Source organism: Pseudalkalibacillus sp. A8, assembly GCF_045920555.1.
Taxonomy (GTDB): domain Bacteria; phylum Bacillota; class Bacilli; order Bacillales; family Fictibacillaceae; genus Pseudalkalibacillus.
Map to the genome: position 1 here is coordinate 303010 of NZ_CP174509.1, position 26960 is coordinate 329969.

A 26960-nucleotide genomic window follows, 5' to 3' on the forward strand; every position below is an offset into this window, starting at 1 on the left:
TTTTTTTATTTTCGTAAAATGGAGCTATGCCATATATCGAAAACATAAAAACAAAATAAAGCTTATTTACTGTTTTCTTTCCCGAAAATAAAGTTGATAATTTGTCACAAATTCCGAAGATCCTTAACAGGGTCTTTTTTTATGTCGAAACGTTCAGCGTTCACTCCTTTCTCCCTATGGACACCCCGCAACTTAAGGACAATCACTTTCATTGCCGCTTTTATTTGGAAACGATTCCCTCCAAAATGCTGTTTATTTTACCCTTTAAACACTTCCCAAAAAAATTTTTTAAATCCCTGAAAACCCTTATATCAATGGAATGTAAGCGTTTCCTAATAACCTGATAAGTCTAAATTATCAAAAAATAAGGTTGACCTTTTGAAAACACCGGAGTAATATTGTCATCAACATAATTTTCTGACAAAACTTCATTCCCCGTCAGAGAGGGCTTGTAACCATATTTCAAAGCTAGAAAAAATGATGTGAAAGGAGCGATCGACATGAGCGAACAATGGATTTACCTGAACGGCCATTTTGTTAACAAGAATGAGGCTGTTGTATCTGTGTATGACCACGGATTTTTATACGGAGATGGGGTGTTCGAAGGAATTAGAATGTATGATGGCAACGTATTTCGCCTGAAAGAACATGTTGATCGCCTTTATGACTCGGCGAAATCAATCATGCTTGACATCCCGAAAAGTAAAGACGAACTAACGAAAATCATCGCTGAAACATTAAGGCGGAATGATTTACGTAATGCATATATACGTGTAGTCGTATCAAGAGGAGTCGGAAACCTGGGGCTTGATCCAAGTTCATGCAGAGACCCTCAAATCATCGTCATTGCGGAACAGCTTGCTCTGTTCCCGAAAAAGCTGTATGAGGCTGGAATTGAAATCGCAACGGTCGCAAGCAGGAGAAACCGTGCGGATGTATTATCGCCAAAAGTGAAATCGTTGAACTATCTGAATAATATCCTTGTTAAAATCGAAGCCAATCTCGCTGGTGTGAGCGAGGCATTGATGCTCAACGATCAAGGGTATGTTGCAGAGGGTTCTGCCGACAATGTCTTCATTGTCAAAGGGAATGTGATCAAAACGCCGCCTGGCTATGTGGGAGCGTTAGAAGGTATAACGAGGAACGCCATTATCGAAATTGCTCAACTATTAGGCTTTGAAATGCGGGAAGAGGTATTTACCCGACATGATGTCTATACAGCAGACGAAGTATTCCTGACTGGAACAGCTGCAGAAGTGATCGGTGTTGTGAAGGTCGACGGAAGACAGGTCGGAGACGGACGTCCTGGTGAATATACGAATAAGCTTTTAGAAGCGTTCAGAAAAACAGTGACAGAAGATGGATATAAAGTTTACTCAGACGAAAAGGTTCAAGCGGGATAATCGCAAGTTGGTGGTGAATTAGATGCGAAGTGATATGATCAAAAAAGGAATAGACCGGGCACCGCACAGAAGTCTGTTACGTGCCACGGGAGTTAAAACAAAGGATATTGAAAAACCGTTTATAGGCGTTTGTAATTCCTATATCGATATCATCCCAGGCCATATGCATTTGAACGTTTTCGCAGAAGTCGTGAAAGAAGCGATCCGCGAGGCGGGAGGAATTCCCTTCGAGTTCAACACGATTGGGGTAGATGATGGAATCGCAATGGGACATATCGGAATGAGGTATTCCTTACCAAGCAGGGAGATCATTGCTGATTCAGCTGAGACCGTGATCAATGCCCATTGGTTTGATGGGGTGTTCTACATTCCCAACTGTGACAAGATCACTCCGGGGATGTTGATGGCAGCGGCAAGGACGAATGTTCCTTCCGTATTCGTTTCGGGTGGGCCGATGGAAGGCGGAACTTCGAAAGAGGGCAAACCATTGTCACTTGTTTCCGTTTTTGAAGGCGTCGGTGCTCACCAATCCGGAACAATGACCGCAGAAGAACTGTTGGATATAGAGCAAAACGCTTGTCCGACATGTGGTTCCTGTTCAGGAATGTTCACAGCAAACTCGATGAATTCCATGATGGAGATGGTCGGCTTAGCGCTACCGGGCAACGGAACGATCGTAGCTACGTCCGATGAGCGTCATCGACTAATAAAGGAAGCTGCTCATCATCTTGTCGATATGATCAAGAAAGATATCAAACCGCGAGACATCATTACGAAAGAGGCAATTGATGATGCATTCGCACTCGATATGGCGATGGGTGGCTCGACGAATACGGTCCTTCATACCCTGGCAATCGCGAATGAAGCAGAGATTGAATATGATTTCAAGCGAATCAATGAAATCGCTGAAAAGACCCCATACCTGGCAAAAATCAGTCCGGCATCAGATTATACGATGGATGATGTCCACAAAGCTGGCGGCATAAGCGCAATCATCAAAGAACTTTGTAAAATTGATGGATTGATCAACCGTGACAGGATAACCGTCACTGGAAAATCGCTCTATGAAACTGTCGAAGCTTACGATATCAAAAATGACAAAGTGATCCGAAGAAAGGATAATCCGTATAGTAAAGTCGGCGGGTTATCGGTATTGACCGGAAACATCGCTCCAGAAGGCGGAGTCATCAAAGTGGGCGCTGTCGACCCATCGATCAGGACATTCATAGGCAAAGCGGTATGCTTTGACTCCCAGGATGAGGCACAGCAGGGTATCGATGACGGGACGGTCCAAGAAGGAGATGTTGTCGTCATCCGGTATGAAGGTCCGAAAGGCGGTCCTGGGATGCCTGAAATGTTAGCCCCGACCGCAGCCATTGCGGGGCGAGGACTGGATAAGAAGGTAGCACTCATTACTGATGGCCGTTTTTCAGGGGCATCCCGAGGCATCTCAGTCGGTCATATATCACCCGAAGCGGCAGAAGGTGGACCGATCGCTTTCGTGAAAGATGGAGATTCAATCTTCATCGACCTTGAAAACCGGTCGATCAACCTGATGATCTCGGAAGAAGAGTTAGAGGAGCGCAGGCAAAATTTTGAACAACCGCCTCCGAAAATCAAAAAAGGCTATTTAGCCCGATATGCAAAACTAGTTACATCAGCAAGTACAGGTGGAATAATGAAAATTTGATATAATCAAATCGACGACGAGGTAAAAGTGGTTGGATCTTGTATTCCCAGAGAGCCGGTATAGGTGGAAGCCGGTAATACTCCCAGCCGCGACATCCCCTCTGAGTGTGGCACTGAACTGTTCTAGTAGGTGCGGCCGGGTAACTTATCGATAAGTTACCTGTTATAAAAAAACGGGACCGACCCAAAAGAGAGTTGGGTCAGCCCCCTGAGGTAGCATCTGTAAGGGTGCTATGAACAAAGGTGGTACCATGAAGAGGATCAAAGCCTTTTCATCCTTTACGCAATGAAAAAACATTGCAGTAGTGGGTGGAAAGGCTTTTTATATTTAACTAAACTTTGAAAGTTACTGGAGGGTCACCGAGGAGGCTGTCGCCGCCGAAGGTGAACTGAAAATGTTCCAGGTGCTGAAGCCAGCATCACTTCTATGCGCCATAATCAAAAAAATTCAGGGAGGAGAATTGAAATGAAGGTGAAAGTAAAGGCAGAACCTGAAGAGCAGCGGCTGACTGGTGCCGAGACTCTGATTCACGCCTTGAAGCAAGAGAAAGTCGAAGTCGTTTTCGGATACCCGGGAGGAGCGGTTTTACCAATCTATGACGCACTTTATCGAAATCCGATCAGGCATGTCTTGGCACGACACGAACAAGGCGCAATCCATGCAGCTGAAGGGTATGCAAGAGTTTCAGGAAAGCCCGGAGTCGTTTTAGCGACTTCCGGACCAGGTGCGACAAATCTGATAACAGGCATAACAGATGCGATGATGGATTCACTGCCACTTGTCATTTTTACAGGGCAGGTCGCCTCTGGTGTAATTGGAACAGACGCCTTCCAAGAAGCAGATGTGACAGGCATCACGATGCCGATCACAAAACACAATTACCAGGTGCGTGATTTGAAAGACCTCCCTAGAATTGTGAAAGAAGCTTTTCATATCGCAACGAATGGCCGGCCAGGACCAGTACTCGTAGACATTCCGAAAGATGTATCAGCAACAGCGACTGAAGTCAATTTTGGTGGGAAGGTTCATTTACCAGGATTCCAACCGACGAGAAATCCGAATGTATTACAGATCAAAAAACTGAACGAGGCAATCGAATCTGCCAAGAAACCAGTTATTCTAGCAGGAGCTGGTATCCTTCATGCAAAAGCATCTGAACAATTACGGGTGGTAGCTGAATCGAAAAATATCCCTGTCGTTCATACACTACTCGGTTTAGGCGGCTTTCCGGCAGATCATCCGTTGTTTCTCGGAATGGGAGGAATGCATGGTTGTTACGCTGCCAACATGGCTTTATACGAATGTGATCTGCTCGTCAATATCGGTGCCAGGTTCGATGACCGTCTGACAGGCAATTTGAAAACATTCGCCCCTGAAGCTATTGTGGCTCATATCGATATCGATCCAGCAGAGATCGGAAAGAACGTTGAAACGCAAATCCCGATCGTGGGAGATGCTAAAGCGGCACTGCAGAAGCTTGCAGACGAACAAGGATCAAGTTCGATGTGTGAAGAATGGCTCGTTCACCTACGTCAATATCAACAGGAATATCCGTACTGGCACAAAGAGTTGGAGGATGTAATCTCTCCGCAAAAGCTGATTACAGAAATCCACTCGCTGACAGGTGGAGATGCAATCGTAACGACAGATGTCGGTCAGCACCAGATGTGGGCGGCCCAATACTACGCCTTCAACGATCCGCATAAATGGGTGACATCCGGAGGACTGGGAACGATGGGATTCGGCTTCCCAGCAGCAATCGGAGCCCAAATCGCTGAACCTGATAAAAGGGTCGTAAGCATTGTCGGCGACGGTGGATTCCAAATGACATCCGAGGAGCTCATCCTCTTGAGGGAATTGGATCTCCCAGTCAAGATCGTCATCGTCAACAATGGCACTCTCGGTATGGTAAGGCAATGGCAGGAATCCTTTTATGAACAACGTTATTCACACTCTGTTTTCAACCTGCAGCCTGACTTTATCAAACTTGCTGATTCATATGGCGTTAGAGGATTCAAAGTTTCTACCCTCGAAGAGGCGAAAGCGTTGCTGTCCGAAGTCTTGAATGACGATGAACCAGCATTGATCGATTGCCGTGTCTGTGCGGCGGAAAACGTGTATCCGATGGTAGCACCAGGAACAGGGCTCCATGAAATGATCGGGGTGAAACCATGAAGAGAAGAATCGTAACAGCAACCGTTTTGAACCAAAGTGGTGTCTTGAATCGGGTGACAGGGCTTTTTACGAAGCGCCATTTCAACATCGAGAGCATCACAGTCGGTCATACCGAAACAGAAGGGATTTCGAAAATGACTTTCGTCGTCAATGTCGAGGATGATCGTCAAATTGAACAGCTCCTGAAACAGCTGAACAAGCAGATCGACGTCCTCAAGGTTTCCGATATCACGAACCAGGCGATCGTTGCTCGGGAACTCGCACTCATCAAAGTACTCGCAACCGGACAGACGAGAGCCGAAATCAGCGGCATTGTCGAACCGTTCCGGGCATTGATCATTGATATGTCAAGAGATACACTTACTGTCCAAGTAACAGGGGACACAGAAAAGATCGAAGCGATCATCGAGCTGTTAAGGCCATATGGCATCAAGGAGCTCGCCCGAACCGGGATTACCGCATTTACAAGAGGGTTTCAGAAGTCAGTCACTGACCTTAAGCAATACACACTTTTAAAATAATCGAAAGGATGATGGATAATGGTCAAAGTATATTATAACGATGATGTAAAGAATGATGTGTTGAAAGGAAGAAAAGTCGCTGTAATCGGTTATGGTTCCCAAGGTCACGCACATGCACAGAACTTGAGGGATAGCGGATATGATGTTGTCGTCGGCTTACGTAAAGGGAAGTCCTGGGAGCAAGCGGAGAAAGACGGATTCGCTGTCAAATCTGTCAGAGAAGCGAGTGAAGAAGCGGATGTCGTCATGGTCCTGCTTCCGGATGAATGGCAACCTGCCGTTTACAACAACGAAATCAAGCCAGGGCTTACACCAGGTAAAGCATTGGCATTCGCACACGGATTCAACGTTCATTTCAATCAAGTGGTCCCACCGGAAGATGTCGATGTATTCCTCGTTGCACCAAAAGGTCCAGGTCATCTCGTAAGAAGAACGTTTGAAAGCGGGGCTGGTGTTCCGGCATTGTTCGGTGTCCATCAAGATGTGAGTGGTGTAGCTGAAAGTTTAGCATTAGCGTATGCAAAAGGAATCGGAGCTGGCCGTGCAGGAATTTTAGAAACGACCTTCCAGGAAGAAACGGAAACCGACTTGTTCGGTGAACAGGCAGTCCTTTGCGGAGGGCTCACCTCTCTCGTGAAGGCAGGATTTGAAACGCTGGTAGAAGCAGGCTATCAGCCAGAAGTTGCTTACTTCGAATGTCTGCACGAGTTGAAGCTGATCGTCGACCTCATGTATGAGGATGGAATCGAGGGAATGCGATTCTCTGTTTCCGATACAGCTCAATGGGGTGACTTCGTATCAGGCCCACGAGTAGTGAATGAAGAAACGAAAGCAAGGATGAAGGACGTGTTAGAGGATATCCAATCCGGAAAATTCGCGAAGGGCTGGATCTTGGAAAATCAATTGAACCGTCCTGTATATAACGCTACGAATCAACGGGAGAAGAATCATCAGATCGAGGTAGTAGGAAGGAGATTACGAGACCTGATGCCATTCATCAAGAAAGAAAAGGAAAAGGAAGTGGTAAGCAGTGGCCAAAATTGATGTCTTTGACACGACCCTAAGAGACGGTGAACAATCAGCTGGTGTGAATTTGAATCTACTAGAGAAGCTTGAAATCGCTCATCAATTAGAACGACTGGGCGTCGATATCATCGAAGCCGGCTTTCCGGCAGCGTCAAAAGGGGATCTGCAATCGGTTAAGCGGATTGCGGAATCTGTGAAAAACAGTTCAGTCACGGGGCTTGCCCGGGCGAATAAAAAAGACATCGATGCAGCTTGGGAGGCATTGAAAGGATCTGCTGAACCAAGGCTTCATGTGTTCCTTGCTACTTCACCGATCCACATGACCTACAAGCTGAAAATGACGACAGACCAAGTGCTTGAAAAAGCTGTGGAAACCGTCAAATATGCGAAAAAGAATTTTACACATGTCCAATGGTCAGCGGAAGATGCTTGCCGTTCCGATAAACAATTCTTGGTGAAGATCATTACGGAAGTCATCGATGCAGGTGCTACCGTCATCAACCTTCCCGATACGGTCGGTTATATGACACCTGAAGAATATGGTGGTTTGTTCCGATTCATCAAGGAAAATGTCCCTAACGTAGATAAAGTAAAGCTATCCGCCCATTGCCACAATGATTTGGGGATGGCCACAGCCAATACACTTGCCGCCATCGAAAATGGAGCGGACCAAGTGGAAGGAACCATTAATGCAATCGGTGAAAGAGCCGGAAACACAGGGCTTGAGGAGATTGCAGTAGCCCTTCACATCAGAGATGATTTTTACCGGGCGAAGACAGGCTTGAAGCTTGATGAATTGAAACGAACAAGTAACCTTGTCAGCAAGCTCACTGGTATGAAGGTACCTGGAAACAAAGCCGTCGTCGGTAATAACGCCTTCGCTCATGAATCAGGCATCCATCAGGACGGTGTGTTGAAAGAGAAGACGACGTACGAAATCATCAGCCCAGAACTGATCGGTGTCCAGACTAACCGTCTCGTCCTTGGTAAACATTCCGGACGACACGCCTTTAAAAACAAGGTGAAGGACATGGGCTTCGAATTGACAGACCAAAAGCTGAACGAAGCATTTCAGATGTTCAAGGATTTGGCTGATAAGAAGAAAGAGGTCTCTGACGATGATATTTTCGCTCTTCTTATGGAGAAACAGACCGAAGCAGAAGGAGTCCCATCTTACGAGTTGAAGAGCTTGCAAGTCCAATATGGAATGGATAATATTCCTACTGCGACGATCGCTGTCGTGAAACCAGACGGTACCTACAACCAGGAGGCGGCAACCGGGTTCGGAAGTGTCGAAGCGATTTATAACACGATTGAAAAGCTTATCGAGGATTCGATCGTATTGCTTGATTACAAGATCCACTCAGTAGGTGGAGGAAGAGACGCATTGGCTGAGGTTTATGTACAGGTGAAATACAATGATGTCCAATCAAGTGGCCGAGGTACCGCCCAGGACGTACTCGAAGCATCTGCAAGAGCTTACCTGGATGCAGTCAACAGGGTACGGAACGTGCATCAACGAGAAACGAAAAAAGCGACTGTGTGAGTTATTAAATCATTTTCCAGAAAAATTTCGCTAAGATCAACAACTGAAACTTTTAAAAAATGGAGGGATAATGATGAAAAAGCAAGTGGCAGTACTACCAGGAGATGGAATCGGGCAAGAAGTCATGAATGGAGCCCTTGAAGTGTTAAGAGCTATCGAAGACCAATATGGACATCAATTCAAGGTTGTTCAAGCAGATATTGGTGGTGTTGCCATTGATCATCATGGCACTCCTCTACCAAAGGAAACACTTGAAGCGTGTAAACGAAGCGATGCCGCCTTGCTCGGGGCAGTCGGGGGACCTAAGTGGAATGAGGTACCTGTCGAACTCCGGCCAGAGAAAGGGTTGCTCGGGATCCGGAAGGAGCTGGGATTATTCGGAAACCTGCGCCCGGTAAAAACGTTTGAAGCGCTAGTCGATGCATCGCCCTTGAAACCCAACGTCGTTGAAGGCGTCGATTTCATCATCGTAAGGGAATTGACAGGCGGCCTCTACTTTGGGGAGCCGAGAGAAAGAAGAGGGAAGAATAAGGAAGTTGCAGTCGATACCCTCCAATATGAGAAAAAGGAAATCGAAAATGTCGTCCGGAAGGCATTCGAGATCGCCTCTGGCAGACGGAAGAAGCTGACATCAGTCGATAAAGCTAATGTCCTGGAATCAAGCCGGATGTGGCGAGAAGTCGTCGATCAGATGGCACCGGAGTATCCGGACGTGGAAGTAGAGCATCTGCTGGTGGATGCAGCAGCGATGAAACTTATTTATCAGCCGAAGCATTTCGATGTCATCGTAACGGAGAACATGTTCGGAGACATCCTCAGCGATGAAGCCTCCATGTTGACAGGTTCACTGGGCATGCTTCCATCAGCCAGTCTGCGAGAAGACGACTTTGGACTTTATGAACCTGTTCACGGTTCAGCACCTGATATTGCCGGTAAAGGCCAGGCAAACCCACTGGGGATGATTTTATCCGTAGCGATGATGCTGAGACATTCATTCGGAATGGAAGAAGAGGCAGATAGTGTCGAAGCCGCTGTGGAGGCAGTCCTTAGCTCAGGTGCCCGGACAGGTGATTTAAGCGGTCAAGAAATCGGTCCTGTTTTGAAAACGAAAGAGATGACTGATCTCGTCGTCGAACATCTGAAGCCCAATCACGCCATTTCAGGCATTTTAGCGGCTTACTTGTAAAAAGAAACCCTGAGCAGTGGAGGAAATTGAAGTGAAACCAAAGAATATCATTGAAAAATTGTGGGATGAACACGTCGTCTATCAGGAAAGCGGTAAGCCGGATCTGTTATACATCGATCTCCACCTTGTTCATGAAGTCACCTCTCCCCAAGCGTTTGAAGGGTTGAGGTTGAAGGACAGGTCAGTGAGACGGCCGGATCTTACGTTCGCAACGATGGACCATAATGTACCAACGGTCAACCGGACAGTGATCAACGATGAGGTAGCAAAAACACAGATGACAAGGCTTGATGAGAACTGTAAGGAATTCGGCATCGAGCTTGCCGATATCCATCATCCAGATCAAGGTATCGTCCATGTCATCGGTCCAGAATTAGGTCTTACACAACCCGGTAAAACAATCGTGTGTGGAGATAGTCATACCTCCACACACGGGGCATTCGGGGCCTTAGCATTCGGGATCGGTACAAGTGAAGTCGAACATGTCCTTGCCACCCAGACACTCTGGCAATCAAAGCCGAAAACATTGCAGATTGAAGTCACAGGTAAACTCGGTTTCGGTGTGACTGCCAAGGATCTCATCTTGGGAATCATTGCAAAATTCGGCGTCGGTGCAGGATCAGGGCATGTAATCGAATTCACAGGAGATGCGATCAGGAACCTCACAATGGAGGAGAGGATGACGGTCTGCAACATGTCCATTGAAGCAGGAGCAAAAGCTGGGATCATCAGTCCGGATGAAACCACTTTCGATTATTTGAAAGGGAAACGTCATGTTCCGGATGGAGACCAGTTCCAAACAGTTGTTGAGAAATGGAAGTCATTCGCCTCAGATAAGGGAGCGAGCTATGACAAAACCCTTCAAATCGATGGTTCTGAAATTCAACCACAGGTGACGTGGGGGACGAATCCATCAATGGGGATCAGCATCAGTAGCCATGTGCCATCTTCGGATCAATTCACGAAAAAATCGGAGCAAGAGGCTGTTCAGAGAGCTCTGGCTTACATGGGCCTTGAAGGCGGCGAAAAAATCGATGAAGTTCCAATCGATTTCGTCTTCATCGGATCTTGTACGAATTCACGTTTAAGTGATTTAAGGGCAGCAGCAGAGGTTGTGAAAGGCAGGAAGGTCAAGGACAGTGTGACTGCCCTTGTTGTGCCTGGTTCACAATCTGTAAAAAACCAGGCAGAGGAAGAGGGCTTGCACGAAATCTTCCTGGATGCAGGGTTTGAATGGCGGGAATCCGGCTGCAGCATGTGCCTGGCGATGAACGATGACATCGTGCCACCAGGAAAACGCTGTGCTTCGACGTCTAACCGGAACTTTGAAGGAAGACAAGGGAACGGGTCGCGCACTCATCTTGTAAGTCCGGCGATGGCAGCGGCGGCAGCGATTGAAGGACGTTTTACAGATGTCCGTGAAATGATGACAGTAGTACATTAGAGGAAGTGAGAGTCATGAAAGGAATCCATGAAATCAACGGAAAAGTTTTCCCGCTGGATCGGGATCATGTAGATACAGATCAGATCATTCCGAAGCAATTCCTGAAAAAGATCGACCGCCAAGGGTTCGGTCAATTCCTTTTCTTTCATTGGCGGTACGATGACGATGGCGAATTACGCAAAGATTTCCATTTGGATGATGCGAAGTATGAGGGAGCATCGATTATAGTCGGAGGAGAGAATTTCGGCTGTGGCTCCTCCCGTGAACACGCCCCGTGGGCACTTCAGGACTTCGGTTTTGAAGTCGTCATAGCTCCAAGCTTCGCTGACATATTTTATAACAATTGCTTGAAGAATGGGGTGCTGCCGATCAAGTTGGATCACACTGAAGTCGAAACGTTATTAGAAAAAGGCTTACGGGCAGACTATTCGCTGACCGTAAATTTAGAGCAACAAACCGTCCATGATGGAGAAAGATTTGAGTCAACCTTTGAAATCGATCCGTATTGGAAACAGATGCTACTGAATGGATGGGATGAAATATCAATCACCCTTTCTTATGAGGAACAGATTGAACAATATGAAAAAACAAGACAGGAGTGAAGTGTGTTGGGAATTTCTTAAATGGTACTGAGATCGTACAGGCAGTAGAAAATTTGATGCATGACGTCCACAGGACACCGCTGAAGCAGTCAAAGACCTTGAACCGTCTCACTGGCCGTCAAGTGTACTTGAAAATGGAGAACCTGCAACGGACAGGGTCCTTCAAATTACGGGGTGCCCTGAATAAGATTTGTTCACTTACAGAAGAAGAAGCTGAACGTGGAATCGTTTGTGCCTCAGCAGGGAATCACGCACAAGGGGTTGCGTTAGCCGCTTCTGAAAGGTCGATAACAGCTAAGATTTTCATGCCGAAGAAGACGCCGCAGGCCAAAGTGGATGCTACGAAATCGTATGGTGCCGAAATCAAGTTGACAGGAGAGACGTATCAGGAAGCCTACACGGCAGCCAGTGAAGATATGCTTGCAAATGGTTCTACTTTCGTTCATGCTTTTGATGATGAGAAAGTCATGGCAGGGCAAGGCACAATCGCATTAGAAATGATGCAGCAATGTCCAGACTTGGATACAATCATTGTACCAGTCGGAGGTGGTGGCCTGATTTCCGGAATTGCGGTCGCCGCTAAAACCTTCCACCCTCATTTGAAGGTGATCGGGGTCCAGTCTACAGGAGCACCTGCGACATACAATCAATTCACAGGGAAGAATACCGGCTACCTGAACCAGGTGAAAAGCATAGCCGATGGGATTGTAGTGAAAAAACCAGGAAAGCGTACGTACCCGATCATTGAACAGTTCGTTGATGAAATGGTGACGGTAAGTGATGAAGAAATTGCTTATGCGATCATGTTCATGCTCGAAAGGGAAAAGACGCTGGTTGAAGGGGCAGGTGCCGTAGCAGTCGCCTCACTATTATGCAACAAGATTTCCGGAAAAAGGGAAAAGGTCGGCTGTATCGTAAGCGGAGGGAATGTCGATCTCAGTAAACTTGACCATTATAGGAAGTTAAGTCATCGATATAACGATGATCGACCACTGACTTCGATGTCTTAAGCATAGCAATCCAGTAGGATTTTCATTGGGAATAGGATAGAATATTGTTAGGAAAACCTTAGGAATAAGCCTAAGGTTTTTCTGTCTTACTAATAGACTATAATGTAGAGGGATAGAACAGAAAGGGATTGTGATCTGATGAAAGATGAATTCGAATGGATCGAGAGCATCACACCGAAACAGAACCATCAACCAACACTGATTGAAGGGATTGGTGATGACGCAGCACTCATCCGCCCGGAGGCAGGTTTCGATGACATCTTATGTGTGGATACGATGGTCGAGAACATCCACTTCAGCCGGAAAACGATGACCCCTTATCAGATCGGACACAAAGCTTTAGGCGTAAATATCAGTGATGTTGCAGCTATGGGCGGCACCCCGAGGTTCTATCTCGTCTCGATTGCAATCCCTGAGAACTGGTCTGAAGCAGAGCTGCAAGAGATCTACCAGGGGATGGAAGACTTAGCTGACAATTACAAGCTCGACCTCATCGGGGGTGACACCGTTTCTACGCCAGGCCCACTCGTCGTGTCGGTTACCGTGCATGGTCGGGTTCTAAAGGGCCGGAAGCTTCTGCGGAAAAACGCCCTACCTGGTGATGTGGTATTTTTGACAGGGCCGGTCGGGTTGTCAGCCGCAGGACTTGAACTCCTATTGGAGGACCGAGTTTCCGAGAATTTGAAAAAGTTGGTTGAAGCGCACCAGCTCCCCGTCCCGCAAGTCGAAGCGGGGTTGCTTCTCGCTGAAAGTGGGTATAAAATTGCGTTAAACGATATTAGTGACGGTCTTGGCAGCGAATCGCATGAAATCGCTGAATCGAGCAATGTACATATACAGATCCGTTATGAACAGCTTCCGACTGTAGAGGAATTCAATCATTTTCCGTCTGAACAAGTATTGGATTGGATGCTTTACGGCGGGGAGGATTTTCAATTGGTGGGCACTGTACCGAGGGAAAATTGGCCTTCTTTAGTAAACCTGTTCCGCGAAAAGGGACAAGAAATCCATGAAATCGGAGAAGTTGTGGAAGGGAAAGCGGAAGTCAGTCTTCTTCAAGAGAATGATACGACTCCGGTTTCCAAAAAAGGATACAATCATTTTAGTGAATGAGAACCAGGTGATAGAAATGGATTCATTACAATATAGATTGACAAGTCCAGAAGAAACGATAAAGTTCGGTGCCCGTTTGGCAGAATATTTGAAGCCAGGTGACGTTATCACGTTAGAAGGGGATCTTGGAGCTGGTAAGACGACGTTTACGAAAGGGCTGGCTGAAGGATTACATATCAAGAGAGTTGTGAAAAGCCCGACTTTCACGATCATCCGTGAATATAAGGGGCGTCTTCCGTTATATCATATGGACGTCTATCGCTTGGAAGACAGCGATGAGGATCTGGGTTTTGATGAATACTTCGAAGGTGAAGGTGTGACAGTAGTCGAATGGGCCCACCTCATCGAAGATTTTTTACCTGCTGATCGTTTAGCAATCACAATCCGCCGTGTCGGCGATGATGAACGTGAATTGATGATCGAACCGACAGGAGAACGTTCGAACAGCGTATGTGAGGAGTTAAGGAATGAAAGTATTAGCGATTGATACATCCAACCTGGTCATGGGGGTTTCCGTGATATCTGATGGCAAAATCGTCGGTGAACTGACGACCAATATGAAAAAGAATCATTCGGTCCGCCTGATGCCGGCCATAGCCAATCTTTTAGAGGAAGTTGATATACAGCCGAAAGAACTCGACCGTATCATAGTGGCGAAAGGGCCTGGCTCATTTACAGGTGTCCGGATCGGTGTATCTGTCGCCAAAACGATGGCATGGTCGCTGAACATTCCGATTACGGGTGTCTCCAGCCTTGAAGTCCTTGCCCAGAACGGTAAATACTTCGATGGTTGGGTCTGTCCGTTGTTCGACGGCAGACGAGGGCAGATTTATACAGGTCTTTATGGGAATCTGGATAACCGCTTTCAACTGCTTCAAGAAGAACGAATCATGCAACTGACCGATTGGATCGATACGATTAAAGACGAATCCAAGAAGGTGCTGTTTTTGGGGAATGATCTCCCGCTCCACCGAGAGAAAATCGATGAACTGCTCGGTGAGAGGGCCGTATTCGGACAAGCAGCTGATCACAATCCACGTGCTTCCGAACTTGCTGCACTTGGGGTGGCACGCGAAGGGGAAGATCCCCATACCTTTACACCAAGTTACTTACGTTTAGCTGAAGCAGAAGCGAAGTGGCTTGCGGACCAGAAAAAGTAGGTGCCTGAAATGGTTGAAAATCTGACTTTTCGTGTCATGACATTAGATGACCTGGAAGATGTTATGAAAATAGAAAGAGCCTCTTTCCCGAATCCGTGGAGTAAAGACGCCTTTTACAATGAGGTTGTGAACAATCAATTTGCCACCTACCTTATTCTGGAGGTGGATGAAAAGCCGATCGGCTACTGCGGCATTTGGATCATCATCGATGAGGCACATATCACCAACATCGCGATCATCCCTGAATTCAGAGGGAAAAAATACGGGGATGCCTTGATGAGGAAAGCGATGGAACAAGCCCGGACAATGGGGGCCAAGACTATGACGTTAGAGGTACGGTTAAGCAATCAAGTCGCACAACGCCTTTACCGTAAATTTGGATTCGAGAACGGCGGTATACGAAAGAACTATTATACAGACAACGGAGAAGACGCTTTAGTAATGTGGGTGAATTTATAATGCAGGAAAAAGAGGAAATCATATTAGGAATTGAAACAAGCTGTGACGAGACGGCTGCAGCCATTGTAAAGAATGGTAAGGAGCTGCTTTCGAATGTCGTTGCTTCCCAAATCGAAAGCCATAAGCGGTTCGGCGGTGTCGTTCCTGAAATTGCCTCCCGTCATCATGTCGAGCAGATCACAATCGTCATTGAAGAAGCGATGAAGGAAGCGGGAGTTGAGTTTGCCGATATATCAGCAATCGCTGTAACAGAAGGCCCTGGATTGGTAGGCGCACTGTTGATCGGAGTTAATTCAGCGAAAGCACTCGCGTTAGCACACGGTATACCGCTCGTCTCAGTCCATCATATTGCTGGGCACATTTATGCCAATCGCTTGCAGGAACCAATGGAAGAATTTCCTTTGCTTGCCCTCGTCGTTTCAGGAGGTCACACCGAATTGATCCTGATGAAAGAACACGGTTCATATGAAATCATAGGGGAGACACGGGATGACGCAGCTGGCGAAGCTTATGATAAAGTTGCTCGAACACTGAAGCTCCCTTATCCGGGAGGTCCTCACATTGATAAAATGGCAGCAGAGGGCTCCGCGTTGATCGATCTACCACGCGCCTGGCTTGAACCGGATTCATTCGATTTCAGTTTCAGCGGATTGAAATCTGCTGTGATCAACACCCTTCACAATGCAACACAGCGTGGGGAAGAAATCAACCCAAATGATCTTGCAGCGAGTTTCCAGGAAAGTGTCATTGAGGTCCTCGTCGAAAAAACATATCGTGCTGCACGCGAGTATGGTGTGAAACAGGTTGTCGTAGCTGGAGGAGTAGCAGCGAATAAAGGTTTGCGTGGAAAATTGACAGACCGTTTTGCTGACACAGGAATCCGGTTATCGATTCCGCCATTATGGCTCTGTACCGATAATGCGGCGATGATCGCTGCAGCAGGCTCGATCGAGTACCAAAAAGGAAAACGAGCGGATATGAAACTGAATGGCAACCCAGGACTCGAATTGGAAGCATTTTAAATAAATAGAGGAGTGAATATAGACCCGGCAGGCCGGGTCTTTTTCAATTTGGTGACATAGTAAGAAGATCTTGTTTGGCTTGATTATTTCGAAATTGGCGTGATTATCAAAAAACAGCGTGATTCCAACGGATTTCAGTGTGAATCCAACTCCAGACAGCCTTGTATCCTAATCTTATACAGTGTCGAAAAAGGAAAGCGGACTATAGTCGCTTTCCACCCGAATTATGACTTTTGATGGTTCTGGATTATTGTCTAAAGTAGCAGCTTCCTGCTGTTTTAAAGATATTTTGACGGTTTTAAAGATAAATTTCGATCTTTAATGGTAATCAGGAATTTTTAAAGATAATTTTGAAATTTTATAGCTGGGAAGGAGTTTTTTAAAGATGGTCCAAATATGGGATATTGCGAGTCACGCGTGTGGATAACATATCTCTTAAAGGAAAAATTAACCGCATAAATCGACATAACCTGTCATCCAGGATCAAAATTGTATGAGATGCCTAAGCTAAAACAGAGAAAAAGACCAGTCTCGTCGTTCTTTCCTATCCAAAAAGTCTCTGAAAGAGTCGAATATCGTCGAACTATGGTGTGGAGAACTTTTATCCACAAGTTGTGAACATTGTGGATAACAACTTCAGACTATAGAAAAATAAGCTGTTGTGGATGTGAATAAAGTTTTGTGGGTAAACCAGGGGTTTTTTGTGGATATTGTGGAAAAATCGACAAAAAAACGGAAGAATTGCTACCAGTACTGTGTATAACTCTGTGGATTATGTGTATATGTTTATTATTTTGACGATAAAGAAAAGCTCAAACGACCTGATCAGCCACCAAGGTCACTAAAAGTCCAACGAGGAGGATTGAAGTGATCCAAGTGGGTTGGGCGTTTGAGCCAGACATTGCTTCATCGCTGGTTTTTATGCTTTCTTATCTTTTGAAAAAAAAGAATGAGTGACCCATAGGAGTCATTCATCCTTTCATACCCGTATTAATTCAGTTGTAAACTTTCCCATTCTTCCATAAGGTGTTCCAACTCTTTATTAGAGGCTTCGAGTTTCTGGTTGTATTCCTGGGATTTTTCATAATCTTGAAAAACCTCAGGTTTGCTCAGCTCAGTTTCATAGTCTTCGATCGCTTTCTCTAACTCTTCAATTTTCAATTCGATTTCTTCAACTCTACGAAGACGTTTCCGCTCTTCTTTTTTCGCCTGTTTATCGATTTGGAACTTTTCCTTTTGTTCCGTGACCGGAGTGTGTTGCTGAGCTCGATTCTGTTCTTCTGCCTCGATACGTTCAAACTCGGCCTGTTCCGCTTTTTTCTCTGTATAGTAATCATAATCTCCAAGATAGTTTTCTAGACCATCCCGGGATAACTCTATGACTCTCGTGGCAATACGATTGATGAAATAGCGGTCGTGTGAAATGAAAAGAATCGTGCCTGGGTATTCGATCAAAGCATTCTCCAACACTTCTTTACTATCAAGGTCCAAATGGTTCGTAGGCTCATCAAGTATGAGGACATTCGCTTTCTGAAGCATCAACTTTGCAAGCGCGAGCCTCGCTTTCTGGCCCCCGCTCAATTCATTGACACCTTTCAAAACATCATCACCACTGAAAAGGAAGTTTCCAAGAACAGTACGGATATCCTTTTCTATATGGGTAGGGTACTCATCCCATAGTTCATTCAGAACCGTTTTATTACTGTTGATGTTTGCTTGTTCTTGATCATAATATCCGATTTGCACATTTGAGCCGAATTGGATTGTGCCATCCAGCTTACGTTCAGGTCTCATGATCGTTTTGATCAGCGTCGATTTTCCAATTCCGTTCGGACCAACGAGCGCGATGCTTTCTTCTTTTTGAATTTGTAGTTTGATATTTCTGGCGATAATTTCTCGATCGTAGCCAATCGCAACATCATTGAGCTTTAAAACGTCATTCCCAGTAGGGCGTTCAATCGTAAATCCGAATTGGGCTGATTTCTCTCCGCCTTCCGGCCTGTCCAACTTGTCCATTTTGCTGAGCTGCTTCCGTTTGCTTTGTGCACGTTTGGTTGTGGAAGCACGAGCAATGTTCCGCTGGACAAAGTCTTGGAGTTTCGCGATTTCGGACTGCTGTTTTTCGTACTCTTTCATTTCCTGTTCATATTGCTCCGCTTTCAGTTCAACATACTTGCTGTAGTTGCCAAGATACTTCTTGCTTTTTTGGCGGGAGATCTCATAAACCTGTGTAACCACTTTGTCCAAGAAGTAGCGGTCATGGGAAACGATCAGCAGCGCGCCAGGATAGGACTGCAGGTATCCCTCTAGCCAATTCAACGTTTCGATATCGAGATGGTTGGTAGGTTCGTCCAAAATCAAGAGGTCAGGACGGGTAAGAAGCAGCTTGACGAGAGCGAGTCTTGTTTTTTGCCCGCCGCTTAAAGAAGAGATCGGTTTATCATAATCTTCTTCAAAGAAACGGAACCCATGTAAAATAGAACGGATATCGTTCTCGTATTGGTATCCACCTTTCAGCTGGAATTCTTGTTGAAGGGCGTCGTACTCCGCCAATATTTTCGCATATAATCCTTCATCACCCAGAACATGCTCTTTACCCATTTTTTCCTCGAGTGCACGGATTTGGGCCTCCATGGTTTGCAGATGATCGAAAACCCCCATCATCTCTTCCCAAATGGAGTGGTCCGATTCCAATCCAGCATCTTGAGCAAGATAACCGATTTCAATTTCTTTCGGCTTCATAATCGAACCGGAATCATGTGACAGCTGTCCGCTGATGATTTTCAACAATGTAGATTTACCAGCACCGTTCCTGCCGACAAGGGCGATTCTGTCCCGGGATTGTACTTCAAGTTTAATATTCGATAAAATAAGGTCAGCACCAAAATATTTAGTTATGTTTTGGACTTGCATGACGATCATGTTGTTTCACCTCAATTAAGGAAGCTCAAAGGGTCAACGAGAGCTCATGTACCTGCATCTACGATTTTGTATATTTGGAGAAAGATTCACCGTTACACCTGAAGTAATTGTTCACGTACCGCTCGTTGATAGGGCCGGCGTTGTCACAAGACTACAGATTTGAAAGCATCAATGTAGTTTTGCGCCGAGTTACCGCAGGCGCAGGACGTGACGTTTTCTGCCGGTGTTGTTTCTAATTCGTTGATTGTATAATTGTACCTTTGAACTTATATTAATAGTGTAGCTTATCAAGGAAAGTTCAGGCAACCAAACAATATTCAAGGTTTTGTGATAAATTCCCTTATTTGATCCCTTACTTTTTTATCAAAAAGGGTGTATAGTCTCTGTTAGGATGGTGATTCTGTGGGTGATTTTACGCATTTCAATGAACAAGGCCGCGCAAAGATGGTGGATATTTCCGACAAAGAGGCGACTGTACGGACAGCAAGAGTACGAAGCAGCGTCCAAGTGACTGAAGAAATCTACAATGCCATCCAGGACGGTAACGTCAAAAAAGGCGATGTACTGTCTGTTGCCCAGGTTGCAGGCATCATGGCTGCCAAAAAGACGCCTGATATCGTTCCGATGTGTCATCCATTGCCCTTGAAAGCTGTAGATATATCGTTCGACTGGAGAACCGGTGAAACCTATGAATTGCTCATCGAGGTGATGGTGAAAACGAAAGGGAATACTGGTGTTGAGATGGAGGCGTTGACAGCCGCATCCGCCGTTGCCCTCACAGTGTACGATATGTGTAAAGCGATCGATAAAGGTATGGTGATCGGCCCGACCTTCCTGCTTGAAAAGACAGGTGGTAAAAGCGGCGATTATCGTAGAAGATAAGCTTTGTTAAATAATATTGTTGAGTTTTTATAGAAATTTTTGCAGCGAAATTCGCCACTCCTGCGGGAAAAGCAAGCCAGGCAAGACTCCGCAGCGAGAAACGCAGAGAAGTGATGTCCAGCTTAGCGACCAATCACTTGGATCACTTCAGACGTCCTGTGGTGGTGACAGCCTCCTCGTCAGTCTTCCAGAGACCTGCGTGACTAAACGGGTCGCTTCCGCTTTTCTTTCGCCCGCGGAAAGGGAGTGAATTTCACGAAAGAATCAACAATAAAGAATAACAGAGCCTAATAGATAAAACATAGATCAAACAATAGATTCAGTTGGTGTTCTCATAACGAATGGAGGGGTCCGATGAGCGTTGAAGATCAAAAAATTCCGCAAGCTACAGCAAAACGTTTACCATTGTACTATCGGTTTTTGAAAAATCTTTCTTCATCAGGAAAGCTTCGTGTCTCCTCTTCTGAGCTTAGTGAAGCTGTAAAAGTCGATTCTGCGACAATAAGAAGGGATTTTTCTTATTTTGGAGCACTAGGTAAGAAGGGTTATGGCTACAATGTTAATTACCTGCTGACATTCTTCAGGAAAACGCTCGATCAAGATGAAGTGACGAAGGTCATGTTGATCGGAGTGGGAAATTTAGGGACAGCCCTATTACATTATAACTTCTTGAAAAATGACAACACGCGTATAGAGCTGGCTTTTGATGTTGATGAGAAAAAAGTAGGGACAGATATCAGCGGCGTTCCGATCCATCATTTGAATGATCTGAAAAATTTCGCTGATGAGGATGTATCCGTTGCGATTTTGACTGTACCGGCCAATAACGCACAGACAGTAGCAGACCAATTAGTCGATAGCGGCGTCAAAGGGATCTTGAACTTCACACCCGCGCGATTGACTGTACCAGAACATGTACGCATACATCATATAGATCTTGCAGTCGAACTGCAATCGTTGATTTATTTCTTGAAGCATTACCCCTTGGATTAATTTGAACATCCAAAGATTTAGAGGAGGTGACCAGTATGCTTGGTCCAGGAAGTTGGATAATAATCGGAGTTGTAGCATTATTGATTTTCGGCCCTAAAAAATTGCCTGAGCTTGGAAGAGCGGCAGGAAAAACGTTAAAAGAATTCAAGAACGCAACGAGCGGTCTTGTAGACGATGACGATGATAAAAAGAAAAAGAACAATCAGACTAAAACAGACGAGCAATAGATAGGAAGGTAGTTTTGTATGACGGAAAAACAAATGACACTTCAGAATCATATTGAAGAATTGCGCAAAAGGGTTTTTATCGTCATACTCGTTTTCATAGCAGCATTCATCGCAGGGTTTTTTCTTGCGATGCCGCTCATACAATACTTGCAAAAAACCCCTGAAGCTGCTGGATTAGAACTGAATGTGTTCAATCTGACTGACCCTCTGAGGGTTTTCTTGGATTTCGCCTTTCTGATCGCGTTATTGATCACTTCTCCAATCGCGCTTTATCAGTTATGGGCATTCATCAGTCCTGGTTTGTATGAGAGAGAGCGGCAGACGACGTTGATGTACATCCCGCTTACATTCATTTTGTTTATAGCAGGATTATCCTTCTCCTACTTCATTCTGTTTCCGTTCGTAATCGATTTCATGAACGGTCTTTCGAATTTATTAGGAGTAAATGAAGTGTACGGGATCAATGAGTACTTCCATTTCTTATTCCGGCTTACGCTTCCGTTCGGGATCCTCTTCCAATTCCCTGTTGTGATCATGTTCTTGACACGATTAGGATTGGTGACACCAGCGGTACTTCGCAAAATCAGGAAATACGCCTATTTCGTCTTGCTGGTCATAGCCGGGCTGATCACACCTCCAGAGCTCATTTCGCATCTGATGGTGACAGTGCCGTTGATTGTGTTATATGAAATCAGCATTGTGATCTCCGGATTCGCCTATCGAAAAGCGATGAGGACAGCAGCGAAAGCAGAAAAGGAAGACAGTGCATGACAAACATGAAGAGTGGCCGAATATTTTTTCGGCACTCTTTTTTTAGTGTGTCCGGTATGTACACACACTCTAGGGTTCAAGTCCCGAAAGGTGAAGGTTGTTGTAGCCGTTAGCCAAAGGCAAAGGGTGTCCGTGGTGACCGATTTGGAAGATGCCCAATATATAGTGTAAAGCGACGATATGAATTTGCAGGTACGTTTGTGATTCCAAGTCAGATGACAGGTGATTATGAGCTTGTTCATGCGTATGATTTGGAAAATGAAAGTGACATTGTGGTTTCCGGCTCTTCAGGAAAGAGTCCAGAAAGAAGGTTCATCAATGCATCAACAGGGTTTGAAGAAGAAAAGTACGAAACTAGATATTGAAAAAGGATTGACCAAAAGCGGTCAATCCTTATTTTTTCTTCATGTTCTTCAATTTTTTCCTTAATTCGATCATGCGGTAGGCATTAAGGAAATCATATGCTGCGAGGGCCATATTGATAAGCGGCCAAAAGGACCACACGCCGTATTCCCTGGCGTAGAAAATCGCTAAATACGTAAAGATTACACCTAATATGAAATAGGCGAAGATCCAAAAGGTTGGTGAAAATCTCATAGTAAGCCTCCAATGATAAGTTGAGTGCTCTGTAGTTGTTTTTCCAGCTCTTGTATTTCATCCCGGAAGACCACTTGTATAAGCATTACCGATGTATTGACGGCCACATGGGCTACGATCGGAACGATCAAGCGTTTCGTTTTCACATATAAAAAGCTGAAGGTGAACCCGAGTGCTGCATAGACGAGTAGATGACTGAAGTCTCTATGGACGACAGCAAATATAAGTGAGCTGATCGAAGCAGCTATGAAGAAATTAGTACGTTTATAGATTGTGCCAAAAATGACTTTACGAAACACGATTTCTTCAAGGATCGGTCCGATGACAGATACGACGAGAATCAATAAAGGAACTGATAATGTCAAATCGACGATCATATCGGTATTTTTTGAGCCCGGTTCCACTCCGAAAACCTGCATTTCGATTGAAGCAGCAATGATCTGAGCAATGAATACCATCGGGATCCCCAGGATTGCCCAGCCGATCGTCTGTGGAATATTCGCTCTTTCATCCCGGTATAACGGATTTTTAAGCTCAGGAATCAATAGGATGAAAATGATGATAAGGCCGATCGTAAAACTGATCACATTCCATAGCCCTGGTATTTGATCTCTCGGAACATCTAATGAAAGTAAAATCGGACCTCCAACGATTCCAGAGAGCAACATTAATATATAAATGATTAGAATCCACGCGTATCGCTTATTCAAACTTTTCTCCTCTTTCATTCGAGATTTCTCGTTAATTCAATGCCCCATTTTAACATACAATCCTGCGAAATTCCTTTCTAATGAATTCCTGAAAAATGAATTTTAGAAAATTTCATCTTCCTACTTGCAAAAAAAATGAAGATTGATTAATATTAAAAATGGAATTAGCACTCACTTATGAAGAGTGCTAATAATTAAAAACTAATATCCTTGAGGAGGGTGTTTCACTTGTTAAAGCCGTTAGGTGATCGTATTATCGTTGAGCTTGTAGAAGGCGAAGAAACAACTGCGAGCGGAATCGTACTTCCAGACTCAGCAAAGGAAAAGCCGCAAGAAGGTAAAATCGTTGCAGTAGGTACAGGCCGAGTAACAGATAATGGAGAGAAGGTTGCTCTTGAAGTCACTGAAGGAGACTCTGTTATCTACTCCAAATACGCTGGTACTGAAGTGAAATATCAAGGTAAAGAATACTTAATCTTACGTGAATCTGACGTATTGGCTATTGTTGGATAAGCGGTAACAGTAATCTGATAGGGAGAATTCCCTACATACAACAAATCAAGGAGGTTCTTTTTAAATGGCTAAAGATATTAAATTTAGTGAAAACGCACGTCGCTCCATGCTTCGTGGTGTAGATGCACTAGCAGATGCAGTTAAAGTGACTCTTGGACCAAAAGGACGTAACGTGGTTCTTGAGAAGAAATTCGGTTCTCCACTCATCACAAATGACGGAGTTACGATCGCAAAAGAAATCGAACTTGAAGATGCATTCGAAAACATGGGTGCAAAATTAGTTTCTGAAGTTGCGAGCAAGACAAACGACGTAGCTGGTGACGGTACGACTACAGCGACAGTCCTTGCACAAGCAATGATCCTTGAAGGATTGAAGAACGTAACATCTGGTGCGAACCCGATGGGCATCCGTAAAGGAATCGAAAAGGCGACTTCAGCTGCAGTTGAAGAGCTTAAGAAGATCTCTAAGCCGATTGAAGGCCGGGACTCAATCGCTCAAGTAGCAGCAATTTCATCTGGTGACAATGAAGTCGGCCAATTGATTGCTGAAGCGATGGAGCGTGTCGGAAACGACGGCGTCATCACAATCGAAGAATCAAAAGGTTTCGCAACTGAACTTGAAGTGGTTGAAGGTATGCAATTCGACCGTGGATATGCTTCTCCATACATGGTTTCTGACTCTGACAAGATGGAAGCAGTCCTTGAAAACCCTTATATCCTTGTAACAGACAAGAAGATCTCTAATATCCAAGAAGTTCTTCCTGTACTAGAGCAAGTTGTACAACAAGGTAAGCCGATCTTGATCATCGCTGAAGATGTAGAAGGTGAAGCTCTTGCAACTCTAGTTGTGAACAAACTTCGCGGTACATTCAACGCGGTAGCTGTCAAAGCTCCTGGATTCGGTGATCGTCGTAAAGCAATGCTTGAAGACATCGCGATCTTGACTGGGGCAGAAGTGATTACTGAGGATCTTGGACTAGACCTCAAATCTGCGAATATCGATCAACTTGGTACAGCTTCCAAGGTTGTTGTCACTAAAGAAAACACAACAATCGTCGAAGGTGCTGGAGAGAGTGAAAAAATCGCCAGCCGCGTGAACACGATCCGTTCTCAAATGGAAGAAACAACTTCTGAATTCGATAAGGAAAAATTACAAGAGCGTCTTGCTAAGCTTGCAGGTGGAGTAGCAGTCATCAAAGTTGGTGCTGCAACCGAAACTGAATTGAAAGAACGTAAGCTTCGTATCGAAGACGCATTGAACTCAACTCGTGCAGCAGTTGAGGAAGGAATCGTTTCTGGTGGTGGAACAGCGCTGGTGAACGTATTGAAGGCTGTTCAAGCTATCGAAACAGCTGGCGACGAAAAAACTGGTGTGAAAATCGTTCTACGTGCTCTTGAAGAGCCGATTCGCCAGATCGCACATAACGCTGGTCTTGAAGGATCTGTTGTCGTTGAACGTCTGAAAGGCGAAGACCTTGGAATTGGTTTCAACGCATTGACTGGCGAGTGGGTCAACATGATCGACGCTGGTATCGTAGACCCTACAAAAGTTACGCGTTCTGCTCTTCAAAACGCTGCATCCGTATCTGCAATGCTTCTTACTACAGAAGCAGTCATCGCTGACAAGCCGGAGGAAAACAACGGCGGCGGTGGAATGCCTGATATGGGCGGCATGGGCGGAATGGGTGGAATGGGCGGCATGATGTAATCATGCGCCCACGACCCTTGATACCAAGGGTTTAGCTTAACCCTAAAAGCCAGATTGACATACTTTTGACATACCTGGCGAGAAAAACACTATAATTCTAAAGAGCCTCTCATAAGTTCGCTGAACTTTTGGGAGGCTTTTTCTTCCATGTTTTTAGTAATATGTGCGTAAATATTCATAGTTGTATTTATGTCTCCATGGCCTAATCGCTGTTGTATCTCCTTAACTCCTACGCCAGCTTCAATTAGGAGAGAGGTGTGAGTATGTCGTAAAGAGTGGGGAGTGAGATTTTTATCGATACCACTTATTTTTAATAAACGTCTCATATGAGTATTTACGGTCTTTAAAAATTCAGGGTATCCAAAATTTCGAACTTCCTTAGCAAAAACAAAATCTAACTTTGTATATTCATTCTTCATTAATTTAATGAGATCATCCTGGTGTTCTTTATGTTTTTTGAGAACCTTCATAACCCCATCATCCATTTTTAGTGTTCGAATCGATCCTTTAGTCTTAGGGGTAAGTAACTGATATTCTTTTGTTTTATTTCTGGGATTGTAATAAGTTTTGGTGACTCTTAGGGTTTTTTTATCGAAATCTATATCAGACCATTTTAAAGCGATAAGCTCACCTACACGTAATCCACTATAAGCAAGTGTTAAAAACATAGGGTAGTCTTTATCTAACCCATTTTCTTTAGCAGTTTTAAGAAAACGAATGAGCTCTTCTTTTTCCATGAACTTAATCTCCTTTTTACTGCTTTCTACTTCCTCAACGGTTTCCACCTTACGGGGGATTTTTGCAAAGTCACATGGACTGTTCTTAATTATGTTATATTCCACGGCTCTCCTGAAAACCATTCTTCCTGTTGAATGAATGCCATCTAAGGTATTAAATGCATACCCTTCTTTATGCAGTGTAGTAAGCATTGCTTGATATTGCTTGCGAGTAACATCTTTTAATTTCTTACCTCCAAAGAATCTATTTAAGTGGTCTATATTATGCTTTCGATTTCTTACAGAACTAATTTTAGCAGTTTCACTATAAGCCTTGATCCACTCTCTAATAAATTCTTGAAAGTTAATATTTTGTTCTTGAACATATGTGTTTTCATATACTTCCTTTTCTACTTCAACTGCAGCTATTTGAGCTTCCTTTTTTGTCTTGAATCCTCCTTTAGAGGTGAACTTCTTTTTCCCGGTAGCCGGATCTATACCCGTATATATTTGGAAGTACCATTTGTTACCTCTTTTTCGGAAATTAGCCATATTTATCCCTCC

At 44.8% G+C, this 26960-nt stretch carries 26 protein-coding genes; 22 read left to right on the forward strand and 4 right to left on the reverse strand.

Features of this window, described 5'->3' with window-relative positions; all coding sequences use genetic code 11:
- Window positions 1-500: 500 nt before the first annotated feature.
- From ilvE to tsaD, 15 genes are all read left to right on the forward strand, one after another.
- The gene (gene ilvE, locus ACJROX_RS01720; RefSeq protein WP_408009064.1) at window positions 501-1403 is read left to right on the forward strand and encodes a branched-chain-amino-acid transaminase; all 903 of its coding nucleotides are present in this window, start codon (window positions 501-503) and stop codon (window positions 1401-1403) included.
- Between the two features lie 22 nt (window positions 1404-1425).
- Window positions 1426-3093, forward strand: coding sequence for a dihydroxy-acid dehydratase (gene ilvD, locus ACJROX_RS01725; protein ID WP_408009065.1), 1668 nt, complete (start codon window positions 1426-1428; stop codon window positions 3091-3093).
- 465 nt (window positions 3094-3558) lie between these two features.
- On the forward strand, window positions 3559-5268 hold the full coding sequence (gene ilvB, locus ACJROX_RS01730) for an acetolactate synthase large subunit (protein ID WP_408009066.1): 1710 nt from the start codon (window positions 3559-3561) through the stop codon (window positions 5266-5268).
- Complete coding sequence (ilvN, locus tag ACJROX_RS01735; RefSeq protein ID WP_408009067.1) at window positions 5265-5789, forward strand: acetolactate synthase small subunit; 525 nt, start codon at window positions 5265-5267, stop codon at window positions 5787-5789. The genes ilvB and ilvN overlap by 4 nt, the downstream gene beginning before the upstream one ends.
- Before the next feature lie 18 nt (window positions 5790-5807).
- The gene (ilvC, locus tag ACJROX_RS01740) at window positions 5808-6833 is read left to right on the forward strand and encodes a ketol-acid reductoisomerase (protein WP_408009068.1); all 1026 of its coding nucleotides are present in this window, start codon (window positions 5808-5810) and stop codon (window positions 6831-6833) included.
- The gene (locus tag ACJROX_RS01745) at window positions 6820-8361 is read left to right on the forward strand and encodes a 2-isopropylmalate synthase (protein ID WP_408009069.1); all 1542 of its coding nucleotides are present in this window, start codon (window positions 6820-6822) and stop codon (window positions 8359-8361) included. Before ilvC ends, ACJROX_RS01745 begins: the two co-directional genes overlap by 14 nt.
- Before the next feature lie 73 nt (window positions 8362-8434).
- Entirely contained in the window at window positions 8435-9547 is a 1113-nt protein-coding gene (gene leuB / locus ACJROX_RS01750; protein WP_408009070.1) for a 3-isopropylmalate dehydrogenase, read from the forward strand.
- A 31-nt stretch (window positions 9548-9578) separates the two neighbouring features.
- Window positions 9579-10991, forward strand: a complete 1413-nt coding sequence (gene leuC, locus ACJROX_RS01755) for a 3-isopropylmalate dehydratase large subunit (RefSeq protein ID WP_408009071.1) — start codon at window positions 9579-9581, stop codon at window positions 10989-10991.
- 14 nt (window positions 10992-11005) lie between these two features.
- Complete coding sequence (leuD, locus tag ACJROX_RS01760; protein WP_408009072.1) at window positions 11006-11593, forward strand: 3-isopropylmalate dehydratase small subunit; 588 nt, start codon at window positions 11006-11008, stop codon at window positions 11591-11593.
- Window positions 11594-11649: 56 nt separating this feature from the next.
- Window positions 11650-12603, forward strand: coding sequence for a threonine ammonia-lyase (gene ilvA / locus ACJROX_RS01765; RefSeq protein ID WP_408011555.1), 954 nt, complete (start codon window positions 11650-11652; stop codon window positions 12601-12603).
- Window positions 12604-12741: 138 nt separating this feature from the next.
- Complete coding sequence (thiL, locus tag ACJROX_RS01770) at window positions 12742-13716, forward strand: thiamine-phosphate kinase (protein WP_408009073.1); 975 nt, start codon at window positions 12742-12744, stop codon at window positions 13714-13716.
- A gap of 16 nt (window positions 13717-13732) precedes the next feature.
- Window positions 13733-14203, forward strand: coding sequence for a tRNA (adenosine(37)-N6)-threonylcarbamoyltransferase complex ATPase subunit type 1 TsaE (tsaE, locus tag ACJROX_RS01775; RefSeq protein ID WP_408009074.1), 471 nt, complete (start codon window positions 13733-13735; stop codon window positions 14201-14203).
- Entirely contained in the window at window positions 14184-14876 is a 693-nt protein-coding gene (tsaB, locus tag ACJROX_RS01780) for a tRNA (adenosine(37)-N6)-threonylcarbamoyltransferase complex dimerization subunit type 1 TsaB (RefSeq protein WP_408009075.1), read from the forward strand. The genes tsaE and tsaB overlap by 20 nt, the downstream gene beginning before the upstream one ends.
- 9 nt (window positions 14877-14885) lie before the next feature.
- Window positions 14886-15335, forward strand: coding sequence for a ribosomal protein S18-alanine N-acetyltransferase (rimI, locus tag ACJROX_RS01785; protein ID WP_408009076.1), 450 nt, complete (start codon window positions 14886-14888; stop codon window positions 15333-15335).
- Window positions 15335-16357, forward strand: coding sequence for a tRNA (adenosine(37)-N6)-threonylcarbamoyltransferase complex transferase subunit TsaD (tsaD, locus tag ACJROX_RS01790; RefSeq protein WP_408009077.1), 1023 nt, complete (start codon window positions 15335-15337; stop codon window positions 16355-16357). The genes rimI and tsaD overlap by 1 nt, the downstream gene beginning before the upstream one ends.
- 990 nt (window positions 16358-17347) lie before the next feature.
- Here the strand turns inward: tsaD and ACJROX_RS01795 are convergent.
- Window positions 17348-19279, reverse strand: coding sequence for an ABC-F family ATP-binding cassette domain-containing protein (locus tag ACJROX_RS01795; RefSeq protein WP_408009078.1), 1932 nt, complete (start codon window positions 19277-19279; stop codon window positions 17348-17350).
- A gap of 402 nt (window positions 19280-19681) precedes the next feature.
- On the opposite strand from ACJROX_RS01795, the gene moaC reads away from it, so the two are divergent.
- The 5 genes from moaC (at window position 19682) to ACJROX_RS01820 (ending at window position 22517) form a co-directional block, all read left to right on the forward strand.
- Window positions 19682-20161 carry a cyclic pyranopterin monophosphate synthase MoaC gene (gene moaC / locus ACJROX_RS01800; protein ID WP_408009079.1) on the forward strand — a complete coding sequence of 160 codons (480 nt, stop codon included), beginning with the start codon at window positions 19682-19684 and terminating at the stop codon, window positions 20159-20161.
- 354 nt (window positions 20162-20515) lie between these two features.
- Window positions 20516-21154, forward strand: a complete 639-nt coding sequence (locus ACJROX_RS01805; RefSeq protein ID WP_408009080.1) for a redox-sensing transcriptional repressor Rex — start codon at window positions 20516-20518, stop codon at window positions 21152-21154.
- A gap of 35 nt (window positions 21155-21189) precedes the next feature.
- Window positions 21190-21381 carry a twin-arginine translocase TatA/TatE family subunit gene (locus tag ACJROX_RS01810; RefSeq protein ID WP_408009081.1) on the forward strand — a complete coding sequence of 64 codons (192 nt, stop codon included), beginning with the start codon at window positions 21190-21192 and terminating at the stop codon, window positions 21379-21381.
- Between the two features lie 18 nt (window positions 21382-21399).
- On the forward strand, window positions 21400-22152 hold the full coding sequence (tatC, locus tag ACJROX_RS01815; RefSeq protein WP_408009083.1) for a twin-arginine translocase subunit TatC: 753 nt from the start codon (window positions 21400-21402) through the stop codon (window positions 22150-22152).
- A gap of 200 nt (window positions 22153-22352) precedes the next feature.
- On the forward strand, window positions 22353-22517 hold the full coding sequence (locus tag ACJROX_RS01820) for a hypothetical protein (protein WP_408009084.1): 165 nt from the start codon (window positions 22353-22355) through the stop codon (window positions 22515-22517).
- A 28-nt stretch (window positions 22518-22545) separates the two neighbouring features.
- Here ACJROX_RS01820 and ACJROX_RS01825 read toward each other — a convergent pair whose 3' ends face one another.
- Both ACJROX_RS01825 and ACJROX_RS01830 read right to left on the reverse strand, forming a co-directional pair.
- Window positions 22546-22749, reverse strand: a complete 204-nt coding sequence (locus ACJROX_RS01825) for a DUF4305 domain-containing protein (RefSeq protein WP_408009085.1) — start codon at window positions 22747-22749, stop codon at window positions 22546-22548.
- A complete protein-coding gene (locus tag ACJROX_RS01830; protein ID WP_408009086.1) occupies window positions 22746-23459 on the reverse strand; it encodes a lysostaphin resistance A-like protein in 714 nt (237 codons plus the stop codon). Before ACJROX_RS01830 ends, ACJROX_RS01825 begins: the two co-directional genes overlap by 4 nt.
- 228 nt (window positions 23460-23687) lie before the next feature.
- On the opposite strand from ACJROX_RS01830, the gene groES reads away from it, so the two are divergent.
- Both groES and groL read left to right on the forward strand, forming a co-directional pair.
- On the forward strand, window positions 23688-23972 hold the full coding sequence (gene groES, locus ACJROX_RS01835; RefSeq protein WP_408009087.1) for a co-chaperone GroES: 285 nt from the start codon (window positions 23688-23690) through the stop codon (window positions 23970-23972).
- Window positions 23973-24036: 64 nt separating this feature from the next.
- Complete coding sequence (gene groL, locus ACJROX_RS01840; RefSeq protein WP_408009088.1) at window positions 24037-25680, forward strand: chaperonin GroEL; 1644 nt, start codon at window positions 24037-24039, stop codon at window positions 25678-25680.
- A gap of 89 nt (window positions 25681-25769) precedes the next feature.
- On the opposite strand, the gene ACJROX_RS01845 is transcribed toward groL, so the two are convergent.
- A complete protein-coding gene (locus ACJROX_RS01845) occupies window positions 25770-26948 on the reverse strand; it encodes a tyrosine-type recombinase/integrase (RefSeq protein ID WP_408009089.1) in 1179 nt (392 codons plus the stop codon).
- Window positions 26949-26960: the final 12 nt, after the last annotated feature.

Bases quoted from the DNA above. Each gene is read 5' to 3' on its own strand.
- ACJROX_RS01825 (WP_408009085.1), bottom strand. From the start codon at position 22,749: ATGAGATTTTCACCAACCTTTTGGATCTTCGCCTATTTCATATTAGGT.
- ilvD (WP_408009065.1), top strand. From the start codon at position 1,426: ATGCGAAGTGATATGATCAAAAAAGGAATAGACCGGGCACCGCACAGA.
- ilvE (WP_408009064.1), top strand. From the start codon at position 501: ATGAGCGAACAATGGATTTACCTGAACGGCCATTTTGTTAACAAGAAT.
- tsaE (WP_408009074.1), top strand. From the start codon at position 13,733: ATGGATTCATTACAATATAGATTGACAAGTCCAGAAGAAACGATAAAG.
- tatC (WP_408009083.1), top strand. From the start codon at position 21,400: ATGACGGAAAAACAAATGACACTTCAGAATCATATTGAAGAATTGCGC.
- ilvN (WP_408009067.1), top strand. From the start codon at position 5,265: ATGAAGAGAAGAATCGTAACAGCAACCGTTTTGAACCAAAGTGGTGTC.
- groL (WP_408009088.1), top strand. From the start codon at position 24,037: ATGGCTAAAGATATTAAATTTAGTGAAAACGCACGTCGCTCCATGCTT.
- ACJROX_RS01810 (WP_408009081.1), top strand. From the start codon at position 21,190: ATGCTTGGTCCAGGAAGTTGGATAATAATCGGAGTTGTAGCATTATTG.
- ilvB (WP_408009066.1), top strand. From the start codon at position 3,559: ATGAAGGTGAAAGTAAAGGCAGAACCTGAAGAGCAGCGGCTGACTGGT.
- rimI (WP_408009076.1), top strand. From the start codon at position 14,886: ATGGTTGAAAATCTGACTTTTCGTGTCATGACATTAGATGACCTGGAA.
- ACJROX_RS01795 (WP_408009078.1), bottom strand. From the start codon at position 19,279: ATGATCGTCATGCAAGTCCAAAACATAACTAAATATTTTGGTGCTGAC.
- ilvA (WP_408011555.1), top strand. From the start codon at position 11,650: ATGCATGACGTCCACAGGACACCGCTGAAGCAGTCAAAGACCTTGAAC.
- thiL (WP_408009073.1), top strand. From the start codon at position 12,742: ATGAAAGATGAATTCGAATGGATCGAGAGCATCACACCGAAACAGAAC.
- ilvC (WP_408009068.1), top strand. From the start codon at position 5,808: ATGGTCAAAGTATATTATAACGATGATGTAAAGAATGATGTGTTGAAA.
- leuD (WP_408009072.1), top strand. From the start codon at position 11,006: ATGAAAGGAATCCATGAAATCAACGGAAAAGTTTTCCCGCTGGATCGG.
- tsaD (WP_408009077.1), top strand. From the start codon at position 15,335: ATGCAGGAAAAAGAGGAAATCATATTAGGAATTGAAACAAGCTGTGAC.
- tsaB (WP_408009075.1), top strand. From the start codon at position 14,184: ATGAAAGTATTAGCGATTGATACATCCAACCTGGTCATGGGGGTTTCC.
- ACJROX_RS01845 (WP_408009089.1), bottom strand. From the start codon at position 26,948: ATGGCTAATTTCCGAAAAAGAGGTAACAAATGGTACTTCCAAATATAT.
- leuB (WP_408009070.1), top strand. From the start codon at position 8,435: ATGAAAAAGCAAGTGGCAGTACTACCAGGAGATGGAATCGGGCAAGAA.
- ACJROX_RS01805 (WP_408009080.1), top strand. From the start codon at position 20,516: ATGAGCGTTGAAGATCAAAAAATTCCGCAAGCTACAGCAAAACGTTTA.